We start from the raw sequence: 24,970 nt of genomic DNA, 5'->3' as shown, positions 1-24,970 counted from the left end.
AATTAAAAAAGGGAGAAAAACAACGTTCCTTGCCTTCTCCCTTCTTCTTTATTTTAATTTACCATTGCCATTCCATCATCAGGGAAGGTTTGAGGGGCAACGACACCATTTGTTTCAAACTGATAGTCTGCTGCATCTCTCTCATCTTTTTCATCTAGTCCAAGAGATACTCGTAATCTATGAGATATAAAATCGATACTATCTTGGTGTAAGCCAACCATACTAACTGCTTCACCATATGGAGCGTAATCATAACTCATCCAAGAGAAGGCATATGATTCAAACTTATAGTTTTTAGTAAGGCCTGATTGTGCCACTGATAAAATTTTATTAGATGGCATATCTGTTTTGATATGTCCGTCTAATGCTTCTAAAATATTTTTGTACTTAGCAATTGTTCCAATGTCCATTGCTTTTACAGCAATAGCTTCTAATACTTGTTGTTGACGTTTTCCACGTTCAATATCATTATCAATGTATCGTGTTCTTGAAAAAGCTAATGCTTCTTCCCCGCTAAGAACTTGTTTTCCTTCTTTTAAGTCGACTACTTTTTCACCTTTGGCATTTTGCTCTGTTAAAGTAAATGGTACATCAATCTCAACGCCACCTAAAGCATCTACTATATCTTCAAAAGCTTTAAAATCTGCTGTAGCATAGTAATTAATCGGAACGTTTAATAGTTTTTCAACTGAGTCAATCGTGGCATCAATCCCACCATACGAATAGGCTGAGTTGATTTTATCTTTTCCAGTAAATGAAGGTGACACAATGTCTGTGTAAGTATCTCGTGGAATACTTACCATATCCACTTTTTCTGTAGTGGGATTAATGGTTAAGAGTAGCATAGAGTCAGTCCTTGCACTCCCTAAGTCTCTCTCACTATTGTCATCAAGTCCTAATATCAAAACAGATATAGGATCTTTTTGGACATCAATTTTGTCATTTTCAACACTACTTGATTTTCTAGGCTCATATGAGTTATTAAGAAAGTTGTTTGTATCCATTAGTCCTTTAACAAAATAAACAATCCCTGAAAGGACTGCTACTAATAGAATGATAATCAAACTTTTTCCAATAACACCTAAGATTGATTTCTTCTTTTGAGGTTCTCTTCTTCTACTACGTGGTTCATATTCTGTTTGGTAATCTGTATTTAGCGTCTCTGTGTTTTTATCTCGATGATTTTTTTTGCTTTTCGTCAATGTCAAAACTCCTACGTTTTCAATTATCTTTGTAATTATAACATAGGCAATCTTTCAAAAATAGTTAATTTCTGAAAATTTGTATGGATTAAAGAAATCCTTAATAAGTTTGAGATTGTTTGCGATAAAAAACTCGTGTATAATGTTCAATGACTATTGAAAGTAGGTAAAATATATGGATTTCATTTTAAAAATTTCTCTACGCTTATTTTTAACAATGATCCTAGCATTTTTATTAACACCATTAATTAAAAAATTCGCCTGTAAAGTCGGAGCAGTAGATATTCCTAACTCAAGAAGAGTCAATAAAACAGCTATGCCAACAGCAGGAGGTCTAGCTATTTATATTGCCTTTTCCATCTCAGCTCTTTTCTTTTTCCCAGATTTGATTCCTTTTGACTATGCCTTACACTTAGTCGTTTCATCAGGTATTGTGGTTATCACTGGGTTAATAGATGATATCTTTGAGCTAACACCTAAACAAAAGTTAATCGGCGTTCTAATAGCTGCCCTTTATGTTTGTTTTGTGTTTGATGTAACAGTTAGCACAATTACTTTACCTTATATCGGAGCAATCTCCTTAGAATGGTTAGCTTATCCTTTTACTATTCTTTGGATTGTTGGTTTGACAAATGCGATAAATTTAGTAGATGGTCTTGATGGTTTAGCTTCTGGTATTTCAATCATTGCCTTAGCAACGATTGGCATTATTGGCTATGTAGCTTCTGCAACTGGAGCTGTTAAACTACAAGTCCCATTAACTATTTTTGTTTTATTAATGAGCGTTCTAGGATTCTTTCCCTTCAACTTTTATCCAGCTAAAATATTTCTGGGTGATACTGGGGCATTGTTACTCGGCTTTCTAATCTCTGTTTTATCAGTACAGGGACTAAAAAATGCAACATTAATTACATTGATTACACCACTAATCATCTTAGGTGTCCCTATTACAGATACCTTATTTGCGATGATTCGTAGAAAATTAAACAAACGACCTATCTCATCAGCAGATAAAATGCATCTGCATCATAGGTTACTCTCTCTTGGTTTTACTCATAGAGGTGCCGTTCTAACCATTTACTCACTAGCCCTTATTTTTTCAATGATTGCACTACTTTATATGTTTGCTAATACGTTAGCTACAATTCTTTTGACTATCGCTTGCTTACTTGGCTTGCAAATGTTCATTGAATTGATTGGCCTAACAGGAGTAGATAAACAACCTTTATTAAATTCCTTAAAATTTATCGGTAATAAAGCTTACCGTGATAGCATATTAGAAAAAAGAAGAGAAAAGAAAAAGCAAGATTAGTCTAAACTAGTCTTGCTTTTTCTTTTCTTTATTTTCAGTTGTCATTTCTATTTCTTCAATTTTTTCTTTTCTACTCGTGACTTTGTCTTCAATATAATTACCTAACACACTCTTCTTCGCACAAATGTCTCCATAAACAATCTTCTCTATGGTCACATTGATTAGTCCACCAATGATAATTAAAGTAGAGGCTATATTAAGCCAAAGAATAAAGAAGATAAAACTTCCAATCACACCATAGCTATTAATTCGTTTTGAAAAATAATTAATATAAATACTATAAAATTGTGTAACTGCCATCCAGCCAATGGTTGTAAAAATCGACCCAGGAATGATAGTTCTAAAATGAACCTTGGCACTTGGGACAAAATAATACAACATAATCATAATAACGAAAAGAACAGAAGAGGTTAAGGGCCATCGCAACGTGTTAAACGTTGTTAAAATTTCATCAGGTAAACCTAGTACTGGTAACACATACTCCAGAATGGTTTGACCAAACCCCATAATTAATAGTAGAAAGAAAATACTAATGATAAGTAGAAAGACCATTAAGAATGAAAAGAGACGACGTAAAAATTGAAGTCTGTCTTTCTCTACGCCATATGCTTTGTCTAAGCTCATTCGAATACCGTTAATACCTTTACTTACTGCCCAAAAAGTACCAATGGCAGATACAGAAAGTAACCCACCACTTCCTGTTACGAGTAAACTACCAATCGTATCCTTAAGCGTCTCATAAATTTTTGCTGGGAGAAGCTCTTGAATATATGGCAATACGGTCTCAATATTGATATTTAAAAAAGGTAGTACGTTTCCCAATGCAATGAGCAAGGGGAAAAAAGAAAGAAGTAAATAATACGTAATCACGATTGCATAAATACTAACTTCTGCCTGTTGAAATGTTTCTATAAATATTTTAAAAGACTCTTTCCAACCAGGTCTTTTTTCTGCTTGCTCTTCTTGCATGTGCTTACTCCTTGATTAATCTTGTAACGTTAGAATTTTTGGACCTTCTTTAGTAATAGCTAAAGTATGCTCGTATTGACAAGATAGTCCCCCATCTTTTGTGCGAGCTGTCCAACCATTGTTGTCCATCTTCATTTGCCATGTACCAGTGTTTACCATTGGTTCAATCGTAATAACCATACCTTCTTTTAAGCGAAGACCTTTACCTTTTTCTCCGTAGTGAGGCACTTGTGGTGCTTCATGAATTGTTGGTCCAATACCATGACCGATGAAATCTCTAACGACTGCTAAGTTTTCACCTTCCACATAAGTTTGAATAGCATGACCAATGTCACCAATACGGTTACCTACTTGAGCTTGCTCGATGCCTAAATACAATGCTTTTTTAGTCACTTCCATTAAGCGGTCGATTTCTGGTGTTGATTGACCTACTACATATGACCAACATGAGTCAGACATAGCCCCTTTGTATTCCACACACATATCAACTTTGATTAAATCCCCATCTTTTAAGACTTCTTTTCTTGGGAAGCCATGACAGATTTCGTCATTAATACTACAACACGTTGCGTATTTATATCCTTCAAAACCAATTTGAGCGGCAATTGCATCATGTTTCTTGATAAAGTCATGAACGAATTCTTCAATATCCCAGCTGGTAATACCTGGTTTGATAAAGTCGCGTAAAGCCACATGAACACTTGCTAAAATCGCTCCTGAATCAGCCATCATTTCTATTTCTCTTGGTGATTTTAATGTAATCATTTAGTTATTCCCCACTTTCTCTTAAATAGCAATCCTATTTTAGCACAATGCTTAGGTTACAACAAATTATCACAAACTAATTTCATTGAAAAATCCAATGAGTTTGATATAATTTTGTTAGTCTATTGACTGATGAAGGGAGTCTTGTTTATGACTGTTGCTAAAATTGTCTACGCTAGTCTAACTGGTAACACAGAAGAAATTGCTGATATTGTTGCTGAAAGTTTAGAAGACCAGGGCATTGAAGTTGAAGTCAATGAGTGTACACAAGTAGATGCTGCTGACTTTTTAGAAGCCGATATTTGTATTATTGCTTCTTATACTTATGATGATTTTGAACTACCAGATGAAATCATTGATTTTCATGAAGAATTATTAGAACTTGATTTATCTGGAAAAATATACGGTGTTGTTGGTAGTGGCGATTCATTTTATACTTATTTCTGCCAAGTAGTTGATCAATTTGATAAAGCTTTTGCTTCTGTTGGCGCAACCAAAGGAGCCGAATCGGTAAAAATCGAACTAGCTGCTGAAGAAGATGACATTGTCGCCTTAGAAGCTTTTACCAAAAGTTTAATTACTACTTTTAATGAAGCTTAAACAAATAAAAAAGCCTACTATGTAAGGCTTTTTTTATTTTCATTAACTTGGCACGTCTACTAATTTTGATCTAGACTTCTTATTATATAAGATGCATTAATCGAACATTTTGTTTAATTATATAGCTTCTTACATTGTAATAGTAAAGTCCGGATTTCTTTTTAGAGATTTGTTAACCAATTTAACAATTTGAATCATTTCTTCATTTGTTGCATTCATACGTTCACTAGTTGCTAAAGAAGCAAGTCCTGTTGCTGTGATCCAGTTAGCTAAAAATGCTGTGTGAATCGCTTCATCACTCATACCTTCGTATTCTTCGATACCTTTAGCTTTTGCTAAGAACATTTGGAATCCAAACTCATTAAGTAATTTTCCATCTGCATGATCTTCCACAAAAAGAGCACGAAAAAGCATTTTTTCTTTTTTCGCAAAATCTACGTAGTTTAAAGTTAAATCAATGATTGGATCTCCAGAAATGCTTTTGCTAAAAATATCATCTCTAAGGTATGTTTCTACTTCCTCAAAAAAAGCTTCTCTTAATTCATCCATGTTTTTAAATTCTAAATAGATTGGTTGTGTAGAGCTTTTCATTTTACTAGCAATGTTTCTTGCTGTAAAACCAGAAAAACCTTCAGTGGAAACTACTTCGTGTGCCGCATTTAAAATATGTTCTCTTGTAATTGTTTTACGTCTAGCCATGTGAACCACCTTCCTATTTTATCCACAATATTTATAATAAAAAAACTTTTTTGTTCTTCTATTTACATGTTATTGTATCATGATTTTAAAATAATACCAATTACTTTAAGATAATTTTGTAATTTTTTAAGTTTTTTTTTTAACTTTAAATGCTTAATTCATTTTTTTGTCTTCATTGCTATAATAGTGTTCTTATGCTAGTATTTATAGAAAATACGTTACTATATAGGAGGAATAAAATGGTTTTAGAAAATTTTGATACGTTATTAAAAAAATACGCTCAGTTAATTACTGAAGTAGGTGTAAATGTCCAAAAATCTCATACAGTCGTTGTTCAAATCCAAGTAGAGCAAGCTCCTCTAGCTCGTCACATTGTGAAAGAAGCTTATAAACTAGGTGCTAAACAAGTTATCGTTCAATGGACTGATGATATTGTGAGTCGTGAAACTCTAATGCATGCTGATGACAGTGTTCTAGAAACAGTTCCTGAATCAAAAATTACTGAAATGAATGAATGGGTCGAAGCAGGTGCTAGTCGTATTAGCGTCGTTTCACAAAATCCTGATGCTTATGCTGGCGTAGACAATGACCGTTTGTCAACTTTCCAATTGGCTATGGGTAAAGCAATGATGCCTTTACGTCAAGCAACACAAGCCAACAAAGTTAGTTGGTTAGTTGTTGCAGCTGCTGGAAGTGCTTGGGCTGAGAAAGTTTTCCCAACTCTTTCTTCAAAAGAAGAGCAAGTTGACGCTTTATGGGATGCTATTTTTAAAGCGACTCGTATGTACGAAGCAGATCCTGTTGCTACATGGCACAACCACGATGCTTTATTAACTAATAAAGCAAATGAATTAAACAAAGAGCAATTTGATTCATTACACTACACAGCTCCAGGAACTGACTTAGTTATTGGTTTACCTGAAAATCATCGTTGGGAAGGCGCTGGAAGTATCAATGCTCGTGGCGAACGCTTTATCGCAAACATGCCAACTGAGGAAGTCTTTACAGCTCCTGACAATCGTCGTATTGATGGTGTCGTTGTTAGTACAAAACCATTAAGCTACTCAGGTAATACAATCGAAAACATGACATTTACTTTTAAAGACGGTAAAGTAGTTGATGTGACAGCTGAAAAAGGTGAAGATGTTTTGAAAAAACTAATTGATACAGATGAAGGAGCGAAAAGCTTAGGTGAAGTCGCACTTGTTCCTGATAGCTCTCCTATCTCTCAATCTGGTATTACTTTCTTCAATACCTTATTCGATGAAAATGCCTCAAACCACTTAGCTTTAGGTTCAGCATATGCCTTCAACTTAGAAGGTGGAACTGAAATGAGCGAAGAGGAATTAATCGCTGCAGGATTAAACCGCAGTCAAACACACGTTGACTTCATGATTGGATCAAATAAAATGAACGTAGACGGCATTAAAAAAGATGGCACTATCGTACCTATCTTTAGAAATGGCGAATGGGCTTAACATAAAACAGAGTGGATTTTTTGTCCCCTGACTAGTAAAGAAAGTTCCATAAAAAAATAGAGGCTGACATTTAGGGAGTTACGGGTTAAACATTTTTTGCAAAAATTAATCTAGGAGTAATAGAACCTCTAAAGTCATAGATTTCTGTATAAACTAAAGAGACCTATAAAAGTTAAAATAAACTTTTATAGGTCTCTTCTTTGTATAACGATTAAAAAATCTAGCCCCTCATCAAGTTTACTGATTAAAATAAAGACGTACATAAGGAGACTGCTCGATTGTACATATTAAGCATTGATAGCTAGAAAATAGATTGTTAGAAGTAATAATGTCCAAAGAAAGCTAATTTTTATACGACAATATTACAAAGTTCAAGACTAGCAAGAAAAAACTAGCACACTATAGTACTAAAGCTCATATTTAAGTATACGCGTTTTTCATTCAAAGCATTGATATTCCGTCAACATAACAATTCTTTTCAAAATCTTGTTGGTATTCTCTACATCTAGGTTTTCTTCTCTAGAGAAATCCTCTTAAAAAAGTTACTGTCCGGTCTAATATGAACCTAACCTAAGAAAAAATTGATTCTACTACTGCTCTCCATTCTTTGTTAATTTTATTGTAATCATTTTGCCAATTAGCTTGCGTATGTTGATAAGCTTTATAAGGCTTATCATTTGATGGAGGCTCGTATCCTAAAATATCTTCAATACAATTTTCTAAAACCGTCAACCTAGAGTCATCGTTTAATACTTCTCTTATTGGTTCATTCATTATCTTCGCACCAGCAACATTATTATCAAGATCGTGCATAACATACGGAGTTATCCCCATAGCCTTTAAATATTTTACAAGAGAGATTATTGTTCCTTTGCCTCTCGCTCTGACAATTTGCCAATTGCATAGAACATTTTTTTTCATTTCGTCAGGCATTAAGGATATTGTCTCTTTTAATACTATTTCTTCTGTATCTCCTTCAACAATCAGGATGTTCTTTGCAAAAAATATTCGAGCAAGATAGTCATCAATTTTTAAAATTAACTTCACGAGGTCTCTTTCGTTTGACTGAAGCGCCGTAAATGCCTCTTGAATATTGAAGGGACTATTGTTCACTAATTCACATTTTATATCAGAAAATGAATTAGTGGTAACGGATGAATTACTCGCCGAAAGATAGTTTAACACCTGTCCAGTCTGCTTGCTCAAATCAATCATATATGGAGAGTGGGTCGAACATACAATTTGATTATTAGACGTCATGGCTAAAGCATAAATAGTATCTCTCATTTGATTGGCAGCATTTGGGTGTAAATATAATTCTGGTTCTTCAAAACAAATTATCAAAGATCGATCATCAGATTTTTTCTCCATATCTCTCAATGCTTTGTATCTCAATAAAGCAAATACTGTCGACCTTATAACTCCCGTTCCCTGCATCTCCACAGAAGTAGGAATGTTACTTGTCATAGATACGGAAAATTTTGGTTTTATAGCATCATCAGCATTAGAAAGTTCAGCTTGAGCATTTAATCCTATACCAGCAAAAACTCCGTCAAGAACACCATTTAATCCTTCCATCATTTTACCAAACTCAGTAGTTGAATCTTCCGGATTCATTTCGGCAGCTAACTTGTCTAAATATTCTTGAGCTTTCTTATAATTATCTGACTCTTTCCTAACATCAGTGAATAACTCACTTAGTATATTTTGAAAGGTTCCTTTAGTTTCTCCAAGATTTTCTGAACCATCATGCGCAGGTATGTATAATACTTTTGGCAGTTTTGAGAGTACATTCCCTGCTATACCTCCCGGATTTTGTGCCCACTCTTCTTCATTAGAGTAGTCAAAGAAATCAATTTTATTTTCAAATGTATCTAAAAATTCTTCTAATTTAGCTTTTGATAAATTTGATTCTCTATTTTCATTTTCAAATTTAGAACCTATTAATAATTCTTCCTTAAGTCCTTTTTTAGTAAACTCAGAGATTTTTTTAAGATTTTTAAACTCGGCTTTTATGGTTTTTTTTCTAGCTCTCATTTCGATTGTGCGTTGTGAATTAGATACAAAGGTTTTTCTGTAAAATATTGAATTTCCAGTTACTTCATTGCCGTCTGGAGTTGTAGTAGTGTATGGAAAAATCCTTCCTTTAAAGCCCACCCATTCAGATGCTGCATCTGGAACTCCCCTGAATTCAGCCGTTAAGATTATTTTGTCACAAGAGCTTATATCTTCGTCTTGAAAAAATTTAAAAAAGAAACTATCTGGTAATGTTTTAGTATCAGTAAGCAATAGCTCGATTGATTTTAGTATACTGCTTTTTCCTGTGTTATTTTCTCCAATGAGAAAGCTTGCATTTGAAAACATAATTTCAGTATCATAGTGTCTCCGATATCCTTCAATTTGAATCTTATGTAATTTCATTACACCACTCCATTCCTGTATTATGAACTCATTGTACCAAACAGAACAGTCTTATTGAAGTAAAATCAGAATTTGTATATTAAATAGATTTTTTTATCGTTTAAAAATTATTTTACCTCTATTTGTACGTCAATTATAAATTTTTAACCATAATTCGTATTTTTATCGAAGAAGACATTAACAGGTATAATAATTCAATTGATATTAAAGAGAATAAGTATCCGTAACTTGAAGGGCTTTGAGTTAGTAAAAAGTTATGAGGGATTTATCATTTTGAAACCTAGTGTTTAATCAGTATATTAGGTTGTCGAATCGCCTTACGAATCACGTTTAGTCAGGAAGATTTGTTAATTTCGCTACAACAGTGATTTACAACAATTAAGGTAGACGACTTTATATCACTTTCATCCTTCGTCTTCATACGGAGGAAGCTGTAGTGAATGAAAAACAAAACCCACGTATACCTAAAAATAAATTACTTCAAATAATATTACCGGTTTTTGAGAATGTTAGACAATATGGATTTTAATAATCAAAACCTCCAGTGAGAACTGGAGGTTTGTTCTTCGGCTGAAAGCCTCTATTACCGGACTGAACCTAAAAGGCTCACTGAAGCGGTTTCCCTCATGCTCCACATTCACTCGCTGATCCTAGAAGCATCACTTATTTCTTTTTATTTTTCTCTCCTGTAAACAGTTCGTATTCTTCAAATAAAGTTAGTTGATCTGCTACATAATCTTCCTGGACTTGATTTCTTATGTATTCTTCAATTTGTTTTTTATTTCGTCCTACTGTATCAACATAGTAACCTCGACACCAAAATTTTCTGTTACCATATCTATATTTTAGATTAGCGTGTCTGTCAAAGATCATAAGACTGCTTTTTCCTTTTAAATAGCCTATGAATCCTGAAACGCTTAATTTGGGTGGGATACTTACTAACATATGAACATGATCTTTACATGCGTTAGTTTCAATTATTTCAACACCTTTTCGCTCACATAATAACCTTAGAATTTCTCCAATACTTTGTTTGTATTTTCCATAAATTATTTGTCGTCTGTATTTGGGTGCGAAAACTATATGATACTTACATTTCCATGTTGTGTGTGATAAACTTTGATTGTCTTTTTTCATAAGGAACCTCCTATATGATTGATATTTTGTGGCCGAGAAACCAAATTTATCTTATCATTTTAGGAGGCTTTTTAATACCACGCTGAAAGTTCTTGAGAACCACCCGCATAACATGTGGTTTTCAAAAGATATAAAAAGTACTCCTTTCCAAAAACAAATTAGGAAAGGAGTACTTTATTTCATGAATAATCAAATTTTTATACACATGCTCATTGGCAATATTTCAGGGTTCTCGAAAAATAAAGTAAGCCAGTTTGACGTTCGACATAATTTTCTTTTCCAAAATAGTGGCGGCTTTTTTCCTTTCCACTACTATTATACATCATAAATCCTTTCATACTTCAGGGTGAATGAGTTTACGAATTCATGGTTGTTTGACGTAGAGCCTGCTTGGTAATAGGAGATTGTTGATTGATACGATTCAATAGTTGATAGAAAATAGCCATAAAAATGTCTGAATCCATCTGCGACAAGACTTTTGAAAGTTGAGAATAACTAATACTGTCAAGTTGAACTTCTTGTTGAAGGTCAGTTGAAATCATTGAAGCACTCATATCTCGCAAGCTTTCTTTCACTTCGTTGATTACTAAAAGAAAGAGTTTGAAAACAGTGGAGAAACGGAATTTATTTTGATAATGATTAAGGCTTTGATTTTTTGGCAAATGCTAAAGGTAACTTTTCTAACAAAGTAAGAGAAAACCATTTATTGAATACTGATTTTGTTTTATACTTATCCATGTTGTAGTCCTTTTTATTTATCTTGGATAAATCATCCAATATTAGTATAAAGGGCTTTTTTGTTTTTACAATATGGATAGGCACATGTAAATTTTTTTGTTTCATGTAACACTAGTGATTTATAATGTAATAAAACACTTAGAAATAATTTTCCAATGGCCATTAGGACCCTTCAATAGTTGAAAATGATCTTCAACTACACCATCTCCATAAAAACCGGTTGCGTAAAGTACTACATTTGCTATACGTCCTGTAACCTTTAAATATGTTATAGTTGCTTTAAAGGGCTCTTTCATTGCTGGTTTACTACCTATTTCTTCAAAAAATAGTTCTGGGGTTCCCAAAACAAGCTGGCTATTCATATAACCATTCATTTGGGCATTTGGATGGAAAACCTTCCGTAACAATTTTTCGTCACCAGAAAAAACAGATGTGCGATATTGATCAATAACTTGTTTTACTTCATCGATACTTTTTCTCATTTCCATTTCCTTCACCATTCCTTAATCTGTTTTTATAATATATTTAAAAAAAATTAGCGTTAATTAAGTTGTAGCCTATAAATAAAAACGAACTTTTCTCTAATCCTTGCCGTTTTTTACTATATTATTTTGGAGAAAAGACTATAATAGCTATAAAGAAATTAAGNNTTTTATCAATTGATATTTTAAATAACGTTTTGTAACTCAATTATAAAAGGTTCACTTAAAATTATATTGGATAATTCGGCAAAATCAGTCTTTTTTCAGCACACTATCTCTTATAATTTTTTTGACCGTTACGATTCTTATTTTACAAAGATTTTCAAACAATGTTTGGTAGTAATGAAAGGAGTAAAATATGATTTCCTATTTGTCGATTGCCAATGCTGTTTCCCCGCCTTTCCAACCAGAATTAAGAGCCGTTGCAAAAAAATACACAGAATTTGTCACAGAATGGAATCCTCTATACGTTAAAGGAAGCGCTCTTTTTTATCAATTTGAGGTTAAAGAAAATTGTTTAATAACACTAGTCCCTGATGCTTGTTGTAATATTTTATTTACTTGTCAATCTGATTATGCTCGTGCTGATTTTCAAGGTGTTTTTTTAAAATCTTATGAAATTGAATTACAAAAAGACATTACCTATTTTGGATGTAAACCTTATTCTATATTAGGGTTAAAACCTGGTGGCGTCAGTATATCTAATCTTTTAAATATGAACGTTAATTTCCTTGATTTATACCCCCATGCCACCCAACTAATCAAAGAAATGGCAGAAGATATTTCTTTTGAACAACGGATTCAGACTATCAATAGATTTAAGGAAGAAGTGATGCTTTCTCAAGACGATTCTTTATTTTTAGTCGATGAAGTAAGTGTTTTACTATGTATTGAAAATGGAGAAGACTTACAGCACTTTCCCCAGATGGATTATATTGAAAAACAAGTAGGGTACTCCAAAAGACATTTTAGGCAAAAATTTGCTGAAATTTTTGGCTTTCCACCAAGCTATTACGGTCGTATTATTAGATTCCAAAACACTTTAAAAGATATTTTTTTTCATAAAGACTTACACTATGTTGAAATTGCAACTAACAACGGGTATTTTGATCAGTCACATCTAATTCGTGAGTTTAAATCTTTTACTGATTTCAGCCCCCAACAATTTGTTGATGTAACTGAAAGTTTATTCCTCATTAATTAAATGAATCGATGATTAAACCTAGGTGTTGATCTAAAAAGCATGGTCTAATCTTAAATAATATCTTCTATACATTATCTTAAAATTTTACATTTGCAAGCGAGGACCAAAAAGCACGTGGAATAAATAACAAGGTTAGTTTAAATATCTTGAAAATTAAAAGCCTATTGAACCAATAAATTAAATCATTGCGTTCATAGGCTTTTTATTTTAGGTTGTATAATTTTTGCAAATAAAAGTTACTTACATAATATTCCCAACTTATTCACGAAAGTTTATTTTTTCTCCAAAGCCTTCAAACAATGTGCATAAAAAACTGCTAAATCATCTCAATCGAACCGATTATTCTTAAAAAGAATATGATTTTTTAGTAAGAAAAAGGCAATTGATTTAAAGTCTAACAATCTATTTATTCTCCGAAAATTTCAACAATTTGGCAGCATTTTCAAAAAACACTTTATTTAGCATTCGTTCATCATCATTGAACGCTCTTCTAACTTCTTCTACAGAATACTTAAACGTACCGAATGGATAATCTGTTCCAAATAAAATTTTATCTTCACCAATGAGTTCTACACCTTTTTTCATCAGTTCTGCTGAACACATTGTTGTATCAGTGTAAACATTGTCTAATCCTTTCGTATTATTAGCAAAATCTTCCGCTATTAAACAACAATGAGCCGCAATCAGTGGATAATTTTTGAATCTTGGAGCAAATTCATAAAAATATCGTGGATTACCAAATTCTGGATTACTTGGGTAATTTTTATCTGGACCATAATAAGAGTTTTCACCCACATGAAAAATAGTTGGTAAATCTGCTTTACCAAAAACTTCTACAGCAGCTTCAACTTTAGGATCTTCCAAACTTATATTTTGTAAAATAGGATGGATCTTTAACGCTCTAGCGCCACGAGATAAATCCAATTCTAATTTTTTTTCAAGTTCAGGAATTTTCAAAGAAAAATCTGGACAAGTAAATGGAAGCAGTCGATTATCTAACTTCGAAGCTGCCAAATATTCTTCAAAACTAGTGTTAGGTAATACTGGCAGTAAACAAGCATAATCTACTTTACTTTCAGTCATATCAATTAAGAAATTCTCTAGGGTGCACTCCCAAACTCGGTATTGTCCTGCATCTATTAATCGTTGATGTTCTTTCTGATCACTTACAATTAATGGTTTAGTATAACCTGAACGTTCAACTTCAACAAAAGGATCTTCATAATCTCCTTTTTTAATATTTGTTTTAAATGTAATATTACGGTTTTCATGAAAAATATCGCCAACATGTGTATGAATATCTATAATTTTTGTCATCTTTATTTTCCTCTCTTTTTTATTTCCCGATACCATCAAACATCATGAATTTTTACTGTTCCTTCATTGCACACTCTTTTACCTGGCTAATGTTAAATCATATTAACGAGTAATTAAGTTGCTAGCTTGAGATTCAAATCTAAGAATAATTTTCAAACGGTTGTAAAGCATTTAGAAATAATCTGCCATTCACCATGACTGTTTTTAATTAAATGAAAATAGTTTTCTAAGTTAGTTTTTCCAAAAAATCCAGTTTCATAAATACAAGCTTCTGCAATATTACCTTTGACTGACAAATGTGTAATGGTTGCCTTATAATTGTCATTGTTTGCTTTCATAGATGGTCGAGAACGAATATCTTCTACAAAAACACTAGGGGTTGCCATAATTAATTCATCCCCCATATAGCCACTCATTACAGCATTACGATGAAATCTCTTATCTAAATTATCTGCATTCCCTTCAAAGGTATCAGTAATATAATTTAAAATTATTTTTCGTACAGTTTGTTCCTCCATCTTCTTTCTCCTAACTTATTTTCTAGACCTCCAACTGTTCACTAGCCTTATCATCTCCTTTTAAATTGGTTTTGAAACTCCATAATAAAACAACTACAGCTAAAACACTCAGAAAAATAACACTAGTTAAAAATACCGTTCTTTCACTTTGATTGGGTGACAATTGTGCCAACGCATTTATTATCAAGGGAGATATCGCCGCACCTACCGAAGTAAATGCCATATAACTTCCCATTGCATTAGACATTTGCGCTGGTGTAGCAGTTTCAGAAATTGCTTGAGTACCAATAGGTATCGCTAATGAAAAACCAATACCAGAGAAAATTGCTGCAATGAAAACAGTTAAAAGACTAGGGTATAAGACTAAAGATAAATAGCCTAATATTGTAACAATACAAGCAATAAACAAAACATGTCTTTGTAAAGATTTAAATATATACTTGAATATAAATCCTCCTAAAACACCAGCTCCGGTACTTAAAGACATTGCCAATGCAGCAGTGGTAGAATCACCTAATTTCATATCTGCAATGTAAAGTGAAGCATTTAAAGAAAAAGTAGCATACCCTATACAAAATAAACAAACTAATAAACCTATCAGAAGTACTTTTAAAGGCACTTTTGCTTCGTTATCGGTCACTTCTACATTTTCCGTTTTTTGATTTTTTGTGTCTTTAGGTAACCAAAATAAAACTATTAAGATAACCGGCACAATTAGAAGAAAAGCTAAATAGGCATTAGACCAATTATTTCTTGCAATCCAACCAGCCAATAACATCAGAACCACTGAACCCCCATTTTGAAAAGCAGCTTGCAAACCATACATTTCACTGCGTTCTTCTCCAATAAATAAATCCGTAGAAAGATTACTAACAGTTGTCATTAATAAGCCTTGTCCACATCCAATTAGTAAGCTAGACAGATAGATATACCATATTTTAGTATGTAGAAATATGGGTAATAACCCACCTAAAAGCATGATAATCAAAGCAAAAAGTACTATCTTTTTCTTTTGGATTTTTGCTCCCAACGCACCTGCAATTAATGTAGCTGGAAATGAAGCAATCATACCAAAAGTCATAACCATTTGAATTGCTGTTAACCCAGCTTCAGGAAAAGCTCGTCCAATATTAGCTAGTACAGTTGATACAATCAAAATCCCCATAACAATAAAAGATTGAGATAATATTGCAATTTTTACTTTTAAGTTTTTCATCTTAACCTCTTAACCTCCTATAATTGTCCACCAATACAGGTGGACAATATATTTTAAATTATATCCATCGCAGCAAAATACCCCGTATGAATGGCTTTTCTTACCACACTTGCTCCTGTGCAATCGCCGATTGCTCTGAAACTCTCCCAACCATCCCAACTACGAATTTCTTCTACGATCTCCTCGTTTGGTCTCATTCCTACTGCATAAAGAATTGTATCCGATTCCAAAATCTTTTCTTCCTCATTCTCATCAAGATATTTTAATCCTGACTCTGTTATCTCTGTTACCTTAACCTTTAACTTGATATGGATTAGGTCCTTCATTTTTTCAAGCATTTCAAATAAAGCAGCTTGATGAATTCTATTTGAATCTCTAGCTAAACTATCCATTATTTCCAAAATAGTGACCTGTGCTCCTGATTCTGCTAGATGAATAGCTATTTCACATCCCATTAGTCCACCGCCAATCATCACGATTTTTTTTCGAATATTAAATGAAGGCTCATAGACTTTTGTTGCATGATAGATTGGATATTGATCACTGCCTTTAAGTGTCAAAACAGTAGGACTTGCTCCACTAGCTAAAATAATATCTTGCGGATTAATATCATTTACTAACGCTAAATTAGCTTCTGTGTTTAACTTTACATCAATAGCATGTTTATAAGTTTGATGAATCAGATAGTCTTTAAATCGTCTTAAATCATCTTTATGACTATCTTTTTCTGTAAATTTTAAATTACCACCTAAATCTGCCTCTTTTTCGACAAGTGTCACATGGTGACCTCTTTCAGCTGCCGTAATTGCTGACTTCATTCCTCCTGGACCACCACCAATTACTAATACTTTTCGCTTATTTTTTACGTCAGGCATTCTTAAAGTATAAAGTTCATTTCCTGCTAAAGGATTAACATCACATTCATTACGTCCATCATATTTCCCACCTAAGCAATTCGTGCAGCGTAAACAAGGAGTAACATCTTGTTCTCTTCCAGCAAATATTTTATTTGGCAATTGTGGATCAGCTATTATAGCTCGACTGATAGCAATAAAATCAGCTTTCCCTTCTGCAATTATTTTCTCCATATCTTTAGGGTTATAATGAGCACCGACAGTTACTATTGGCGTTTGAACTCCTCCTTTTTTCATTGCTTCAGCAAGAGAGACATTACAGCCATGGGGAAGATAAATCGAGGGGAATGTATATTGTTTAGTCGCATAATAAGAGCCTGCTGAAACATGAAGTAAATCAATTTTTCCATCTAGCATTTTAGCAAATTCGACGGCTTCATCAATCTCCAGTCCTCCTTCCAAATACTCCCTTGCACTGATACGATACTCTATTAGAAAATCTTCACCACAGCGTTCACGAACTGCATCTACTACCATAATTGGAAAACGAGCTCTATTTTCAAGACTGCCACCATACTCGTCTTTACGATGATTAGTAGCTGGTGAAAGAAACTGTGCCAATAACCAACCATGTGCCCCATGTAACATGACTTTTTGAAAACCAGCATACTTAGCATACCAAGCCGATTCTGCAAACTCACTTGCAACTCTCTTCATGTCATCTTTATCCATTTCTTTTACAATCGTGCCGTCTTCCTTCACAAATGCATCGGGGCCTATCGGCGGTCTGCCTCCTGTCCATGCTAAATCACTTGTATCTCCTGAATGGAAAATTTGAATAGAAGGGACCGCTCCATGACGTTTTATAGCATCCGTCACTTTCAACCAACCTTGTGTAGGAAATATATTTTTTTCAAAATCGGGGACTAAAATATCATTATTTGCTCGTCTAGCAGCATCGGTTCTATTTACGACTGTTTCGCTTAAAGTCACACTGGCCGCGCCACCTCTAGCCTTGTCTTCGTAATAGAAAACAGTACTTTCATCAGGCATACCTGTATAATAGTCTGGCCAAACTAGTGAAGAAGGTGCTGCAAAAATACGATTTCTAAAAGTAATATTTTTTATTTTTTTTGGACTAAATAAATTCGGATATTTTACCATATCCGTTCACCTGCTTTCTTTTTTATAAACGACTTTTCCATTAACAATGGTCATATCAACTTCTATTTCTCCTATTTTATCGGGTTCACAAGTAAAAATATCTTCATTCAATACTTGAAAATCAGCAACTTTTCCTATTTCAATAGATCCTCTAATATTTTCTAAATGCTCTTGAATGGCACCGTTAATGGTATACATCCTAATAGCATCTTCCACAGTACTTACTAGGTCTGGTCGATAAACTAAACCGCTAATAGTTTTCCTCGTTACTAGAAATTGAACACCCATCCGCCAATTCAATGAGAATATATTTGAATCTGAACCATTGGCTATTATTAACCCTTTTTCTTGATATTCTCTAAGAGAAAATAACTCTGCTACACGTTCTGAAACAAATTTCGTTTTCATAAAATCCAGAATATTATATCCGGCTATTGATTGGACAGATAATCCTATTCCATATTTTGCAGCAATTTCAGCATTATTTTTATTGAAATCATCGCCATGTATAATGAAATGCCGAGGTTGTTCCCTAGGATAGAGTTGTTGTGCCTCAATATACCCTTTGATACAAGTATCAATTGTTTCCCCACCTATAGCATGAATGCCCAGTTGCCATCCCTGACGATGAACTTCAACAATAGTTTTTATTATTTCCTCTTTTTGTTCTTCTTCAGTTTCACCTGGAAAAGTAGAGCGACTTTTAGAACCAACGATCGTATTATCATTTCTCAACCAACCACCACTATCCCCAAATATCTTAACTGTATCTGCTTTCACCCAGTTGCTATCAAAAAATTTTGGTAACTTTGTTTGTGCTAAACCTGATATAATCGAATCATAACTTTGAATGCCATTAATACCCGCCAAAACATTAATACTTACTCTAGCAGTTAATTCTTCATCTCGTGCCATTTCTTCATAAACCTTAATACTCTTTTCACCCCAAGTGCCACATATTAAATCATTACCACCAACTCCTAAAATATCTACATGACTAGTGATACCATTTTTGTTAAGCTCAAAATTCATTCGACGAATACAGTCTTTTAAACCTTCTCTCGAAACTTTAGGTGCATGTTTAGAGACTAAAACTTGTGCCCCCCAATCATTTAAAAATCCTGTAGGTTCCATCGTACCTGGAACTCTTTCAATAAAACCTTCTTCTGTCTTTAAATCCCTTGTCTGTTCATTAATACCACATACCTCTAACGCTTTACTGTTGACAACCATCCTATGAGCACCGTAATCATTTAAAAAAACAGGGTGATCTGGAGTTGCTGAATCTAAATCCCATTTTTTTAATGCTCTTCCTTCTGTTACACATTCATCAATCAAGGCTTCATTCCAACCCATCCCCATTATCCACTCACCTGGTTCAGCTACTTTAACAGCTTCAGCTAAAATATTATGTAAGTCAGATAAATTACGCACCTTAGGAAAACTTACATCAATAAACCCCGGACTGAGAGATAAACCCGTATGTACTCCATGCATATGGGCATCATGAGTACCTGGAAGCATAACTTTTTCCATCAAATCTATGACTTCGGTCTTAGGTCCTATATACTGACGTATCAATTGATTATATCCAACATCTATAATCCAGCCATTTTTTACAGCCACCGCTTGTTCGAAATCAAAACTCGCATTAACCGTTGCAATCTTTCCATTCAAAATTACTAAATCTGCTTCGACCATCTAATTTATACCTCCCCTTTATACTTTCATTCTAGATTAATTAGTGGATAGGCTATTGTAAAAAAAGGAAGTATTAGACTAGTTTATTTAACAAACAGTAAATTTAAGTAAGACAATTTTAATGACATCGAGTAGCACTTAGGGATTTCACCGGAATGTCCACACAGAACCCTACGTGAACCTCACAATTGATTGGGCTCTTATCACTCACCTTACTAAAACTTGAAACATAAAAAAACAGCTTAAACCCTTTGATAGATGCTATCTTGATTTCAAAAAAATAGACGAACTACATGAAGAAGCTACTGAAAAAGTTAAATAACATTAACCATAAAAACTAATATTTTTTAGTTTTTATGATTACTTGTCAGTTTTTAGAGATAATTAATGTAATAATTCGATCGGTAGGTGGATACAGATGTTAAATTTTCAAGATGAGTTAGATTTAAGTCCTTATTCAGGTTTATATGATGCGTTGGTGAAAGAAGACCATTTACTTCGTAAATTAAATAACCTAGCCGACTTTATTTTTATTGTAGACGAAGTGAAAGAGCATTATTATTTAAAAGATGGTTGTTATGTCGATGGAAATCAAACTAAAACTTATTCAATTTCAATAAAATCTGATTTACATCAAGAACAAATTGAATTTGAGCAGACTAACGAATTTAAAGAATTAGCTAATTCTAGATATAAAATTGAAGCTAAAAATAGTGAATTAAAAAACCGTCACGGTTTTGGCATTAATAAAAGTGATGGGTTATTTGGTATGAATTTACAAGAAGCCACCACCCTGTTTGTAGTAAATCTGAAAAGAATACTGACACTAATAGGTTAGAAAATAAGAAAATAGAGTACTGAATCCTTATAAAAAGGAGTAAGTACTCTATTTATTTTGTTATTTGATGTAACTTATTAGAAACTCTCTAATTTTTCAGCAGCTTCTCATTTTGGGAGGCTTTTTTAATACCAAGCTGAAAGCTCTATAGAACCACCTGTATAGTAGGTGATTTTTAAAACACATAAAAAAAACTGAGAACCCGTTGTTTAAAGGCTCTCAGTAAACTTTAAATGACGTCCTCGACTGGAATCGAACCAGCGACCTATCGCTTAGGAGGCGATTGCTCTATCCTACTGAGCTACGAGGACTTGTTATAACTCTTATAGTTTCTCACTTAATTCTTTTTTTGTCCATCAAAAAAAGAGTAGATTTCTCTACTCTTTCGATAATTTCACTCTTATTTACCACTTAAGCGGCGGTGTAATTCAATGATTTCGATTGCTGTATCTTTAAACGCAATTGAAGTCATTAAGTGGTCTTGAGAATGCACAGTTAATAAAGTCACAGTCATGTGATCTCCTTGTGCTTCTTTTGTTAGTAGACCTGTTTGTGATTGATGTGCTAACGTTAAAGATTCTTCAGCGGATGCAATTTTTGCGTCTGCTAATTCAAAATCTCCTTCTTTAGCTGCTTGGATAGCTTCCATAGCATCACTTTTAGCGTTACCTGAGTTCATGATTAAGCCCATGATTGCTTCTAAATTTTGTTCATCCATTACTTATTACCCCTGCCCTTAACTATTTATTTACTGATTATTCACCCATTAATTTGATTGCTGCGTTTAATACGTTTTCACCATTCATCATACCGTAATCTGCCATGTTGATAACTTCAAAAGGAATATTTTTTCCTTCTAATTTTTTATCAAATTGAGATTTCATGAATCTGATTTGTGGTCCTAATAACATAACGTCGATATCGCCTTTTGCGATGTGAGCGTCTGCTTCAGAAGCTGATACTGCAAAAATCTCTGCTTCCATTCCTTTGCTTTCTGCTGCTTTTTGCATTTTTGTTACTAATAAACTAGTGCTCATTCCCGCTGAACATACTAACATGATCGTTTTTTTTGACATATCAATCACTCCTAATTTTATTTACATTTATATATAAGCAATTCCTGTGCCACTTTTTATTTTATGAAAACCTTATCATACCAAGCTTTCAATTTGGTCATTAGTGGGTAAAAAAAGTTACACACTGATATTAGTGTGTAACTTTCGGGAATTTAGTACCTTTTAATCTATTTTATTTTAAGAAATAATATTTCAATATTCGATAATTTTTATCTACTGTGTTACTCAATACCTTAGTTAGTCTTTATTTTGCTTTCTAAAATCTAGCCAGTATAGTAAACAACTCACTGGTAAAGCCACAACTAATAATAAAATTAAGATAACTCCTAAGTCATTATGGGAAAAAACAAGCATGGCGGTTGCGATAATTAATCCAATAATCAACAAACTATCTATATTCAAATGAAAGTATTTACTTTTTTCTTTTCGATTAATCATTTTTTCACGTCCTTTTTTAGCTTATCTCTACTATAACAACTAATTGTTTCTTCTTTATTAACACCTTATGTTTTATTTCTTAAATTTTTCCGTGGATAATAAAAATAGATAACAAACGTTACAACTTGTGTAATGTTTGTTATCTAATGTTAGTTACTAATTTTATTTTTCAAAAACATTTCAGTTATGTAGGCAATTTCATCTTCTGGTAGATGAATATGATATGTTTTTTCTAAGTTAATGAGGGTCATTTTAACAATATCCATCTCATAACGATGAGTTTTTTTAAAAGTATCTAAACCTTTAAATAAACGTTGGTGTTGATCTGTTAGTAAATTATCTACTAAAAAGCTTAAATGAAGAATAATTCCCATATCGACACCTGGTTCTAATATTAAAGATAAGTCATTTTCTATTTTTTCTGCGATATTTTTGGTCTCTGTCAACAAATCAACTAATGATGGCACACTTTTAATCGCTCCATCAAGTGATAAGGCCAAGTCATCCACTGAAATTTCTTTACTAACGAGTTGTCTTAATCTGGTTAACTCCTCATCTTTAAAAATATCATATGCTGAGAAGAAGGGAATATTTTGATAGTTCACATCAACAGTTCCTACAACAGCTTTAATGTCATAGGTATCCAATAGCTCATCAATCTTCATTTGAAAGGCTGATTTTTCCAAAAATTGCAATTGAATAATCTCTATTTTTTCGGCATCCATTACGGGTTTAACTCGTTCTGCCAATTTATTAGAGACTCCTTCACCTGTAAAACAGGTCACCACTACGGCTTTTTTAAGTGGTGCTCCTGTTCTAAATTGGCTATGCACTGCTGATTCAAAGGACAGCTGAATATTTTGATAAATCTCCTTCAAGCTTCTACCCATACTTGCCATACGAACAGACTCTAAAACAACCAAAGTAGTCACCATCGAAATAGTCTTAGTAAAAATACCTGTTTCTTCTGTTAACATATGACTAAACGAGTTGAGAGATCCCATGTCCGTTAGAATCAGGACACCACTTGATAACTCATCTTTATGTTGATTGACATAGTTTTTGACTAAATCATACATCTGAGTGACTTCCATGGTTAAAGGCATATTAAACGCCATACCCGACTCAATTCCTAATAAATCTTGGACGGCTTCTAGCATACTTGATGCTGTTGATTTTCCGTGCATCAGTAGTAAGACTTTGACTTTATTATCTTGTTTTTCAATGTCATCACTTAGATCAAAGGTTAAAAACATGGTTAAAAAGCCAATCTCATCAAAAGGTATTTCAAGATTGAATTCTTTTTCAATCAAGCTTGATAGCTCAATCGCTACTTGAAACTCAGCTAGGTATTTTTTTCTAACACCATTTAAATCTGGATGTATAATTGTTTTATTGTTTTTGATTCGCTCAATTGTGCTTTGAAGATGTAGCGAAAAGGTAAAACGCGTTCTCTCATTAAAGCTTCTACCAAGCTTATCTTCTGCTAAATCGTATAAACAATCTGTGAGACGCCAAATCTTAGGGTCAATCAATTCTTTATGAATATCATTTCTTGATAACTCATTAACGTAGACTTCAAAGTACTCATTTAAATTACTTTCAATCAAACCTTCTAAATCAATGGTCTCTAAATCGACTTTTGATAAAGAAGAGACTTTGTCTTCTATAGTAGAGTAGACGTCCATGTTTTGCATTTTATCTTGGGTCCAGACCACATGTTTCACACCTGGTTCAAAGCTTAAGTGAGATAAGCTCGTATCAAAAAAGCGATCTGCTCTCTCACCTATCTCTTTCACTTTTAGTAAACCCTTTTGGACTTGTAGAGGCAAGTCACTGACAGAAATACTCAAGTAATCTAGCTTATTAGTCCGGTAGTGCAGGAAGCTTTTAGCACAGACTAACTTCAAGTCTCGTTTGACTTGACCGATATTTCCTTCTGTCTCATATAGCATAAAAGCCATAATGGCATCTTTATCCACATCAATTCGATTGTTTAAACGACTGGCTTCTTGAGCTAAAAACAAGGTAACTACTTCAAAGCGTTCGTCTAAGGTTCTATCTCTTAAAGAAGGTAGGGTAATACTCATAGGAATTCGGCGGTTGAAGGTAGCCAAAAAGACATCTGAACTTTCCGTTGTGGCACCAATTATCTGTACAGAGGCTTCATAAGTCTTCGCACTTTCCCCTAAAGGTCGATATATCCCCTTATCGATAAAGGTGAATAGCATCTCTTGACCTTCTGGGGGTAAGCGGTGAATTTCATCTAAAAATAAAATCCCGCCATCAGCTTCTTCAATCAAGCCTGGCTTGTCTTCATCTGCTCCTGTGTAAGCTCCTTTTTTCACACCAAAAATATGACTAAACAATAATTGAGGTGTCTGAGCATAATCCGCACAGTTAAAGGAAATGAAAGGCGCTTCTTTCGGTAAACTTTCCGAACTCAAGCCAAATTCATACATACATTCAGCAAACAAGGATTTACCTGTCCCACTTTCACCAAATAAAATAGTGTGTAATCCTCTTGGTGGATAGAGCATAGCTGCTTTTGCTTGTTGAATAGACAGTTTTAAAGAATCCTCTCTCCCTACTAAGTGATCAAAAGAAACGAGTTGATTGTCTGTTTTGACAACTGACACTTCCTTTACTTGGTACAAGACAGGTCTCCCTTCAATACGCTCTAATTTACCTTCTTTATATAAATCAGATAGCAAGCGACTGACATTGCTTCGATCAATATCTAATTCCTGACTAATAGCTGTAGCACTGAGTGAACCTTGATGCTTTTCTAGTACTTGAAATATCTGCTTCTTTCGATTAGACATGCCTTTCCCCCTTAAA

22 protein-coding genes and 1 tRNA gene are annotated in these 24,970 nt (G+C 33.6%); 5 read left to right on the top strand and 18 right to left on the bottom strand.

Annotated features, from left to right (window positions below):
* Window positions 1-53 precede the first annotated feature (53 nt).
* Window positions 54-1,202, bottom strand: coding sequence for an LCP family protein (locus tag DOK76_RS10130; protein WP_206967396.1), 1,149 nt, complete (start codon window positions 1,200-1,202; stop codon window positions 54-56).
* Between the two features lie 175 nt (window positions 1,203-1,377).
* Between DOK76_RS10130 and DOK76_RS10125 the strand changes: the two genes are divergently transcribed.
* A complete protein-coding gene (locus DOK76_RS10125; RefSeq protein WP_206967394.1) occupies window positions 1,378-2,514 on the top strand; it encodes a glycosyltransferase family 4 protein in 1,137 nt (378 codons plus the stop codon).
* A gap of 6 nt (window positions 2,515-2,520) precedes the next feature.
* Here the strand turns inward: DOK76_RS10125 and DOK76_RS10120 are convergent, their stop codons facing one another.
* Complete coding sequence (locus tag DOK76_RS10120) at window positions 2,521-3,483, bottom strand: YihY/virulence factor BrkB family protein (protein WP_206967392.1); 963 nt, start codon at window positions 3,481-3,483, stop codon at window positions 2,521-2,523.
* A gap of 15 nt (window positions 3,484-3,498) precedes the next feature.
* Window positions 3,499-4,248, bottom strand: coding sequence for a type I methionyl aminopeptidase (gene map, locus DOK76_RS10115; RefSeq protein ID WP_206967390.1), 750 nt, complete (start codon window positions 4,246-4,248; stop codon window positions 3,499-3,501).
* A gap of 150 nt (window positions 4,249-4,398) precedes the next feature.
* Between map and DOK76_RS10110 the strand changes: the two genes are divergently transcribed.
* Entirely contained in the window at window positions 4,399-4,848 is a 450-nt protein-coding gene (locus DOK76_RS10110) for a flavodoxin (RefSeq protein ID WP_206967387.1), read from the top strand.
* 129 nt (window positions 4,849-4,977) lie between these two features.
* Here the strand turns inward: DOK76_RS10110 and DOK76_RS10105 are convergent, their stop codons facing one another.
* Window positions 4,978-5,547 carry a TetR/AcrR family transcriptional regulator gene (locus DOK76_RS10105; protein WP_206967386.1) on the bottom strand — a complete coding sequence of 190 codons (570 nt, stop codon included), beginning with the start codon at window positions 5,545-5,547 and terminating at the stop codon, window positions 4,978-4,980.
* 239 nt (window positions 5,548-5,786) lie between these two features.
* Between DOK76_RS10105 and DOK76_RS10100 the strand changes: the two genes are divergently transcribed.
* Complete coding sequence (locus tag DOK76_RS10100) at window positions 5,787-7,025, top strand: aminopeptidase (RefSeq protein WP_206967384.1); 1,239 nt, start codon at window positions 5,787-5,789, stop codon at window positions 7,023-7,025.
* A gap of 570 nt (window positions 7,026-7,595) precedes the next feature.
* On the opposite strand, the gene DOK76_RS10095 is transcribed toward DOK76_RS10100, so the two are convergent.
* The 4 genes from DOK76_RS10095 to DOK76_RS10080 all read right to left on the bottom strand — a co-directional run bounded on the left by DOK76_RS10095 (window position 7,596) and on the right by DOK76_RS10080 (window position 11,809).
* A complete protein-coding gene (locus DOK76_RS10095) occupies window positions 7,596-9,446 on the bottom strand; it encodes an AAA family ATPase (protein WP_206967382.1) in 1,851 nt (616 codons plus the stop codon).
* A 663-nt stretch (window positions 9,447-10,109) separates the two neighbouring features.
* On the bottom strand, window positions 10,110-10,583 hold the full coding sequence (gene tnpA / locus DOK76_RS10090) for an IS200/IS605 family transposase (RefSeq protein WP_206967380.1): 474 nt from the start codon (window positions 10,581-10,583) through the stop codon (window positions 10,110-10,112).
* Window positions 10,584-10,939: 356 nt separating this feature from the next.
* Window positions 10,940-11,125, bottom strand: coding sequence for a hypothetical protein (locus DOK76_RS10085; RefSeq protein ID WP_206967378.1), 186 nt, complete (start codon window positions 11,123-11,125; stop codon window positions 10,940-10,942).
* Between the two features lie 315 nt (window positions 11,126-11,440).
* The gene (locus DOK76_RS10080) at window positions 11,441-11,809 is read right to left on the bottom strand and encodes a nuclear transport factor 2 family protein (protein WP_242542282.1); all 369 of its coding nucleotides are present in this window, start codon (window positions 11,807-11,809) and stop codon (window positions 11,441-11,443) included.
* A 352-nt stretch (window positions 11,810-12,161) separates the two neighbouring features.
* Here DOK76_RS10080 and DOK76_RS10075 point away from each other — a divergent pair, with 352 nt between their 5' ends.
* Window positions 12,162-13,007: a helix-turn-helix domain-containing protein gene (locus DOK76_RS10075; RefSeq protein WP_206967376.1), complete on the top strand. Its 846-nt coding sequence runs from the start codon at window positions 12,162-12,164 to the stop codon at window positions 13,005-13,007.
* A 402-nt stretch (window positions 13,008-13,409) separates the two neighbouring features.
* Here DOK76_RS10075 and DOK76_RS10070 read toward each other — a convergent pair whose 3' ends face one another.
* The 5 genes from DOK76_RS10070 to DOK76_RS10050 all read right to left on the bottom strand — a co-directional run bounded on the left by DOK76_RS10070 (window position 13,410) and on the right by DOK76_RS10050 (window position 19,777).
* Complete coding sequence (locus DOK76_RS10070) at window positions 13,410-14,324, bottom strand: amidohydrolase family protein (RefSeq protein WP_206967373.1); 915 nt, start codon at window positions 14,322-14,324, stop codon at window positions 13,410-13,412.
* Between the two features lie 152 nt (window positions 14,325-14,476).
* A complete protein-coding gene (locus tag DOK76_RS10065) occupies window positions 14,477-14,842 on the bottom strand; it encodes a nuclear transport factor 2 family protein (protein WP_206967371.1) in 366 nt (121 codons plus the stop codon).
* Window positions 14,843-14,864: 22 nt separating this feature from the next.
* Complete coding sequence (locus DOK76_RS10060) at window positions 14,865-16,058, bottom strand: MFS transporter (protein ID WP_206967370.1); 1,194 nt, start codon at window positions 16,056-16,058, stop codon at window positions 14,865-14,867.
* Window positions 16,059-16,111: 53 nt separating this feature from the next.
* Window positions 16,112-18,076, bottom strand: a complete 1,965-nt coding sequence (locus DOK76_RS10055) for an oxidoreductase (protein ID WP_206967367.1) — start codon at window positions 18,074-18,076, stop codon at window positions 16,112-16,114.
* A 6-nt stretch (window positions 18,077-18,082) separates the two neighbouring features.
* Window positions 18,083-19,777, bottom strand: coding sequence for an amidohydrolase (locus DOK76_RS10050; RefSeq protein WP_206967366.1), 1,695 nt, complete (start codon window positions 19,775-19,777; stop codon window positions 18,083-18,085).
* 418 nt (window positions 19,778-20,195) lie between these two features.
* On the opposite strand from DOK76_RS10050, the gene DOK76_RS10045 reads away from it, so the two are divergent.
* Entirely contained in the window at window positions 20,196-20,615 is a 420-nt protein-coding gene (locus DOK76_RS10045; RefSeq protein WP_206967364.1) for a transposase, read from the top strand.
* 237 nt (window positions 20,616-20,852) lie between these two features.
* Here the strand turns inward: DOK76_RS10045 and DOK76_RS10040 are convergent.
* The 5 genes from DOK76_RS10040 to DOK76_RS10020 form a co-directional block, all read right to left on the bottom strand.
* Window positions 20,853-20,926: transfer RNA gene (locus tag DOK76_RS10040), tRNA-Arg, on the bottom strand.
* Between the two features lie 89 nt (window positions 20,927-21,015).
* Window positions 21,016-21,333 carry a PTS lactose/cellobiose transporter subunit IIA gene (locus tag DOK76_RS10035; RefSeq protein WP_206967362.1) on the bottom strand — a complete coding sequence of 106 codons (318 nt, stop codon included), beginning with the start codon at window positions 21,331-21,333 and terminating at the stop codon, window positions 21,016-21,018.
* Between the two features lie 37 nt (window positions 21,334-21,370).
* Window positions 21,371-21,691 carry a PTS sugar transporter subunit IIB gene (locus tag DOK76_RS10030; protein ID WP_206967360.1) on the bottom strand — a complete coding sequence of 107 codons (321 nt, stop codon included), beginning with the start codon at window positions 21,689-21,691 and terminating at the stop codon, window positions 21,371-21,373.
* A 237-nt stretch (window positions 21,692-21,928) separates the two neighbouring features.
* Entirely contained in the window at window positions 21,929-22,129 is a 201-nt protein-coding gene (locus DOK76_RS10025) for a hypothetical protein (RefSeq protein WP_206967358.1), read from the bottom strand.
* Window positions 22,130-22,278: 149 nt separating this feature from the next.
* The gene (locus DOK76_RS10020) at window positions 22,279-24,954 is read right to left on the bottom strand and encodes a sigma-54-dependent transcriptional regulator (RefSeq protein WP_206967356.1); all 2,676 of its coding nucleotides are present in this window, start codon (window positions 24,952-24,954) and stop codon (window positions 22,279-22,281) included.
* Between the last annotated feature and the right edge of the window lie 16 nt (window positions 24,955-24,970).

It is taken from the genome of Candidatus Vagococcus giribetii (genome assembly GCF_017316185.1).
Lineage (GTDB): Bacteria > Bacillota > Bacilli > Lactobacillales > Vagococcaceae > Vagococcus > Vagococcus giribetii.
Note: the sequence above shows the minus strand (reverse complement) of the source record. Positions and strands in the feature narration are given on the sequence as shown.

Excerpts from the sequence above, each read along its gene's own strand:
- DOK76_RS10025 (WP_206967358.1), bottom strand. The coding sequence starts at position 22,129 with ATGATTAATCGAAAAGAAAAAAGTAAATACTTTCATTTGAATATAGAT.
- DOK76_RS10035 (WP_206967362.1), bottom strand. The coding sequence starts at position 21,333 with ATGGATGAACAAAATTTAGAAGCAATCATGGGCTTAATCATGAACTCA.
- DOK76_RS10105 (WP_206967386.1), bottom strand. The coding sequence starts at position 5,547 with ATGGCTAGACGTAAAACAATTACAAGAGAACATATTTTAAATGCGGCA.
- DOK76_RS10095 (WP_206967382.1), bottom strand. The coding sequence starts at position 9,446 with ATGAAATTACATAAGATTCAAATTGAAGGATATCGGAGACACTATGAT.
- DOK76_RS10050 (WP_206967366.1), bottom strand. The coding sequence starts at position 19,777 with ATGGTCGAAGCAGATTTAGTAATTTTGAATGGAAAGATTGCAACGGTT.
- DOK76_RS10030 (WP_206967360.1), bottom strand. The coding sequence starts at position 21,691 with ATGTCAAAAAAAACGATCATGTTAGTATGTTCAGCGGGAATGAGCACT.
- tnpA (WP_206967380.1), bottom strand. The coding sequence starts at position 10,583 with ATGAAAAAAGACAATCAAAGTTTATCACACACAACATGGAAATGTAAG.
- DOK76_RS10085 (WP_206967378.1), bottom strand. The coding sequence starts at position 11,125 with ATGATTTCAACTGACCTTCAACAAGAAGTTCAACTTGACAGTATTAGT.
- DOK76_RS10125 (WP_206967394.1), top strand. The coding sequence starts at position 1,378 with ATGGATTTCATTTTAAAAATTTCTCTACGCTTATTTTTAACAATGATC.
- DOK76_RS10060 (WP_206967370.1), bottom strand. The coding sequence starts at position 16,058 with ATGAAAAACTTAAAAGTAAAAATTGCAATATTATCTCAATCTTTTATT.
- DOK76_RS10045 (WP_206967364.1), top strand. The coding sequence starts at position 20,196 with ATGTTAAATTTTCAAGATGAGTTAGATTTAAGTCCTTATTCAGGTTTA.
- DOK76_RS10055 (WP_206967367.1), bottom strand. The coding sequence starts at position 18,076 with ATGGTAAAATATCCGAATTTATTTAGTCCAAAAAAAATAAAAAATATT.
- DOK76_RS10100 (WP_206967384.1), top strand. The coding sequence starts at position 5,787 with ATGGTTTTAGAAAATTTTGATACGTTATTAAAAAAATACGCTCAGTTA.
- DOK76_RS10120 (WP_206967392.1), bottom strand. The coding sequence starts at position 3,483 with ATGCAAGAAGAGCAAGCAGAAAAAAGACCTGGTTGGAAAGAGTCTTTT.
- DOK76_RS10110 (WP_206967387.1), top strand. The coding sequence starts at position 4,399 with ATGACTGTTGCTAAAATTGTCTACGCTAGTCTAACTGGTAACACAGAA.
- map (WP_206967390.1), bottom strand. The coding sequence starts at position 4,248 with ATGATTACATTAAAATCACCAAGAGAAATAGAAATGATGGCTGATTCA.
- DOK76_RS10075 (WP_206967376.1), top strand. The coding sequence starts at position 12,162 with ATGATTTCCTATTTGTCGATTGCCAATGCTGTTTCCCCGCCTTTCCAA.
- DOK76_RS10080 (WP_242542282.1), bottom strand. The coding sequence starts at position 11,809 with ATGGAAATGAGAAAAAGTATCGATGAAGTAAAACAAGTTATTGATCAA.
- DOK76_RS10070 (WP_206967373.1), bottom strand. The coding sequence starts at position 14,324 with ATGACAAAAATTATAGATATTCATACACATGTTGGCGATATTTTTCAT.
- DOK76_RS10020 (WP_206967356.1), bottom strand. The coding sequence starts at position 24,954 with ATGTCTAATCGAAAGAAGCAGATATTTCAAGTACTAGAAAAGCATCAA.
- DOK76_RS10065 (WP_206967371.1), bottom strand. The coding sequence starts at position 14,842 with ATGGAGGAACAAACTGTACGAAAAATAATTTTAAATTATATTACTGAT.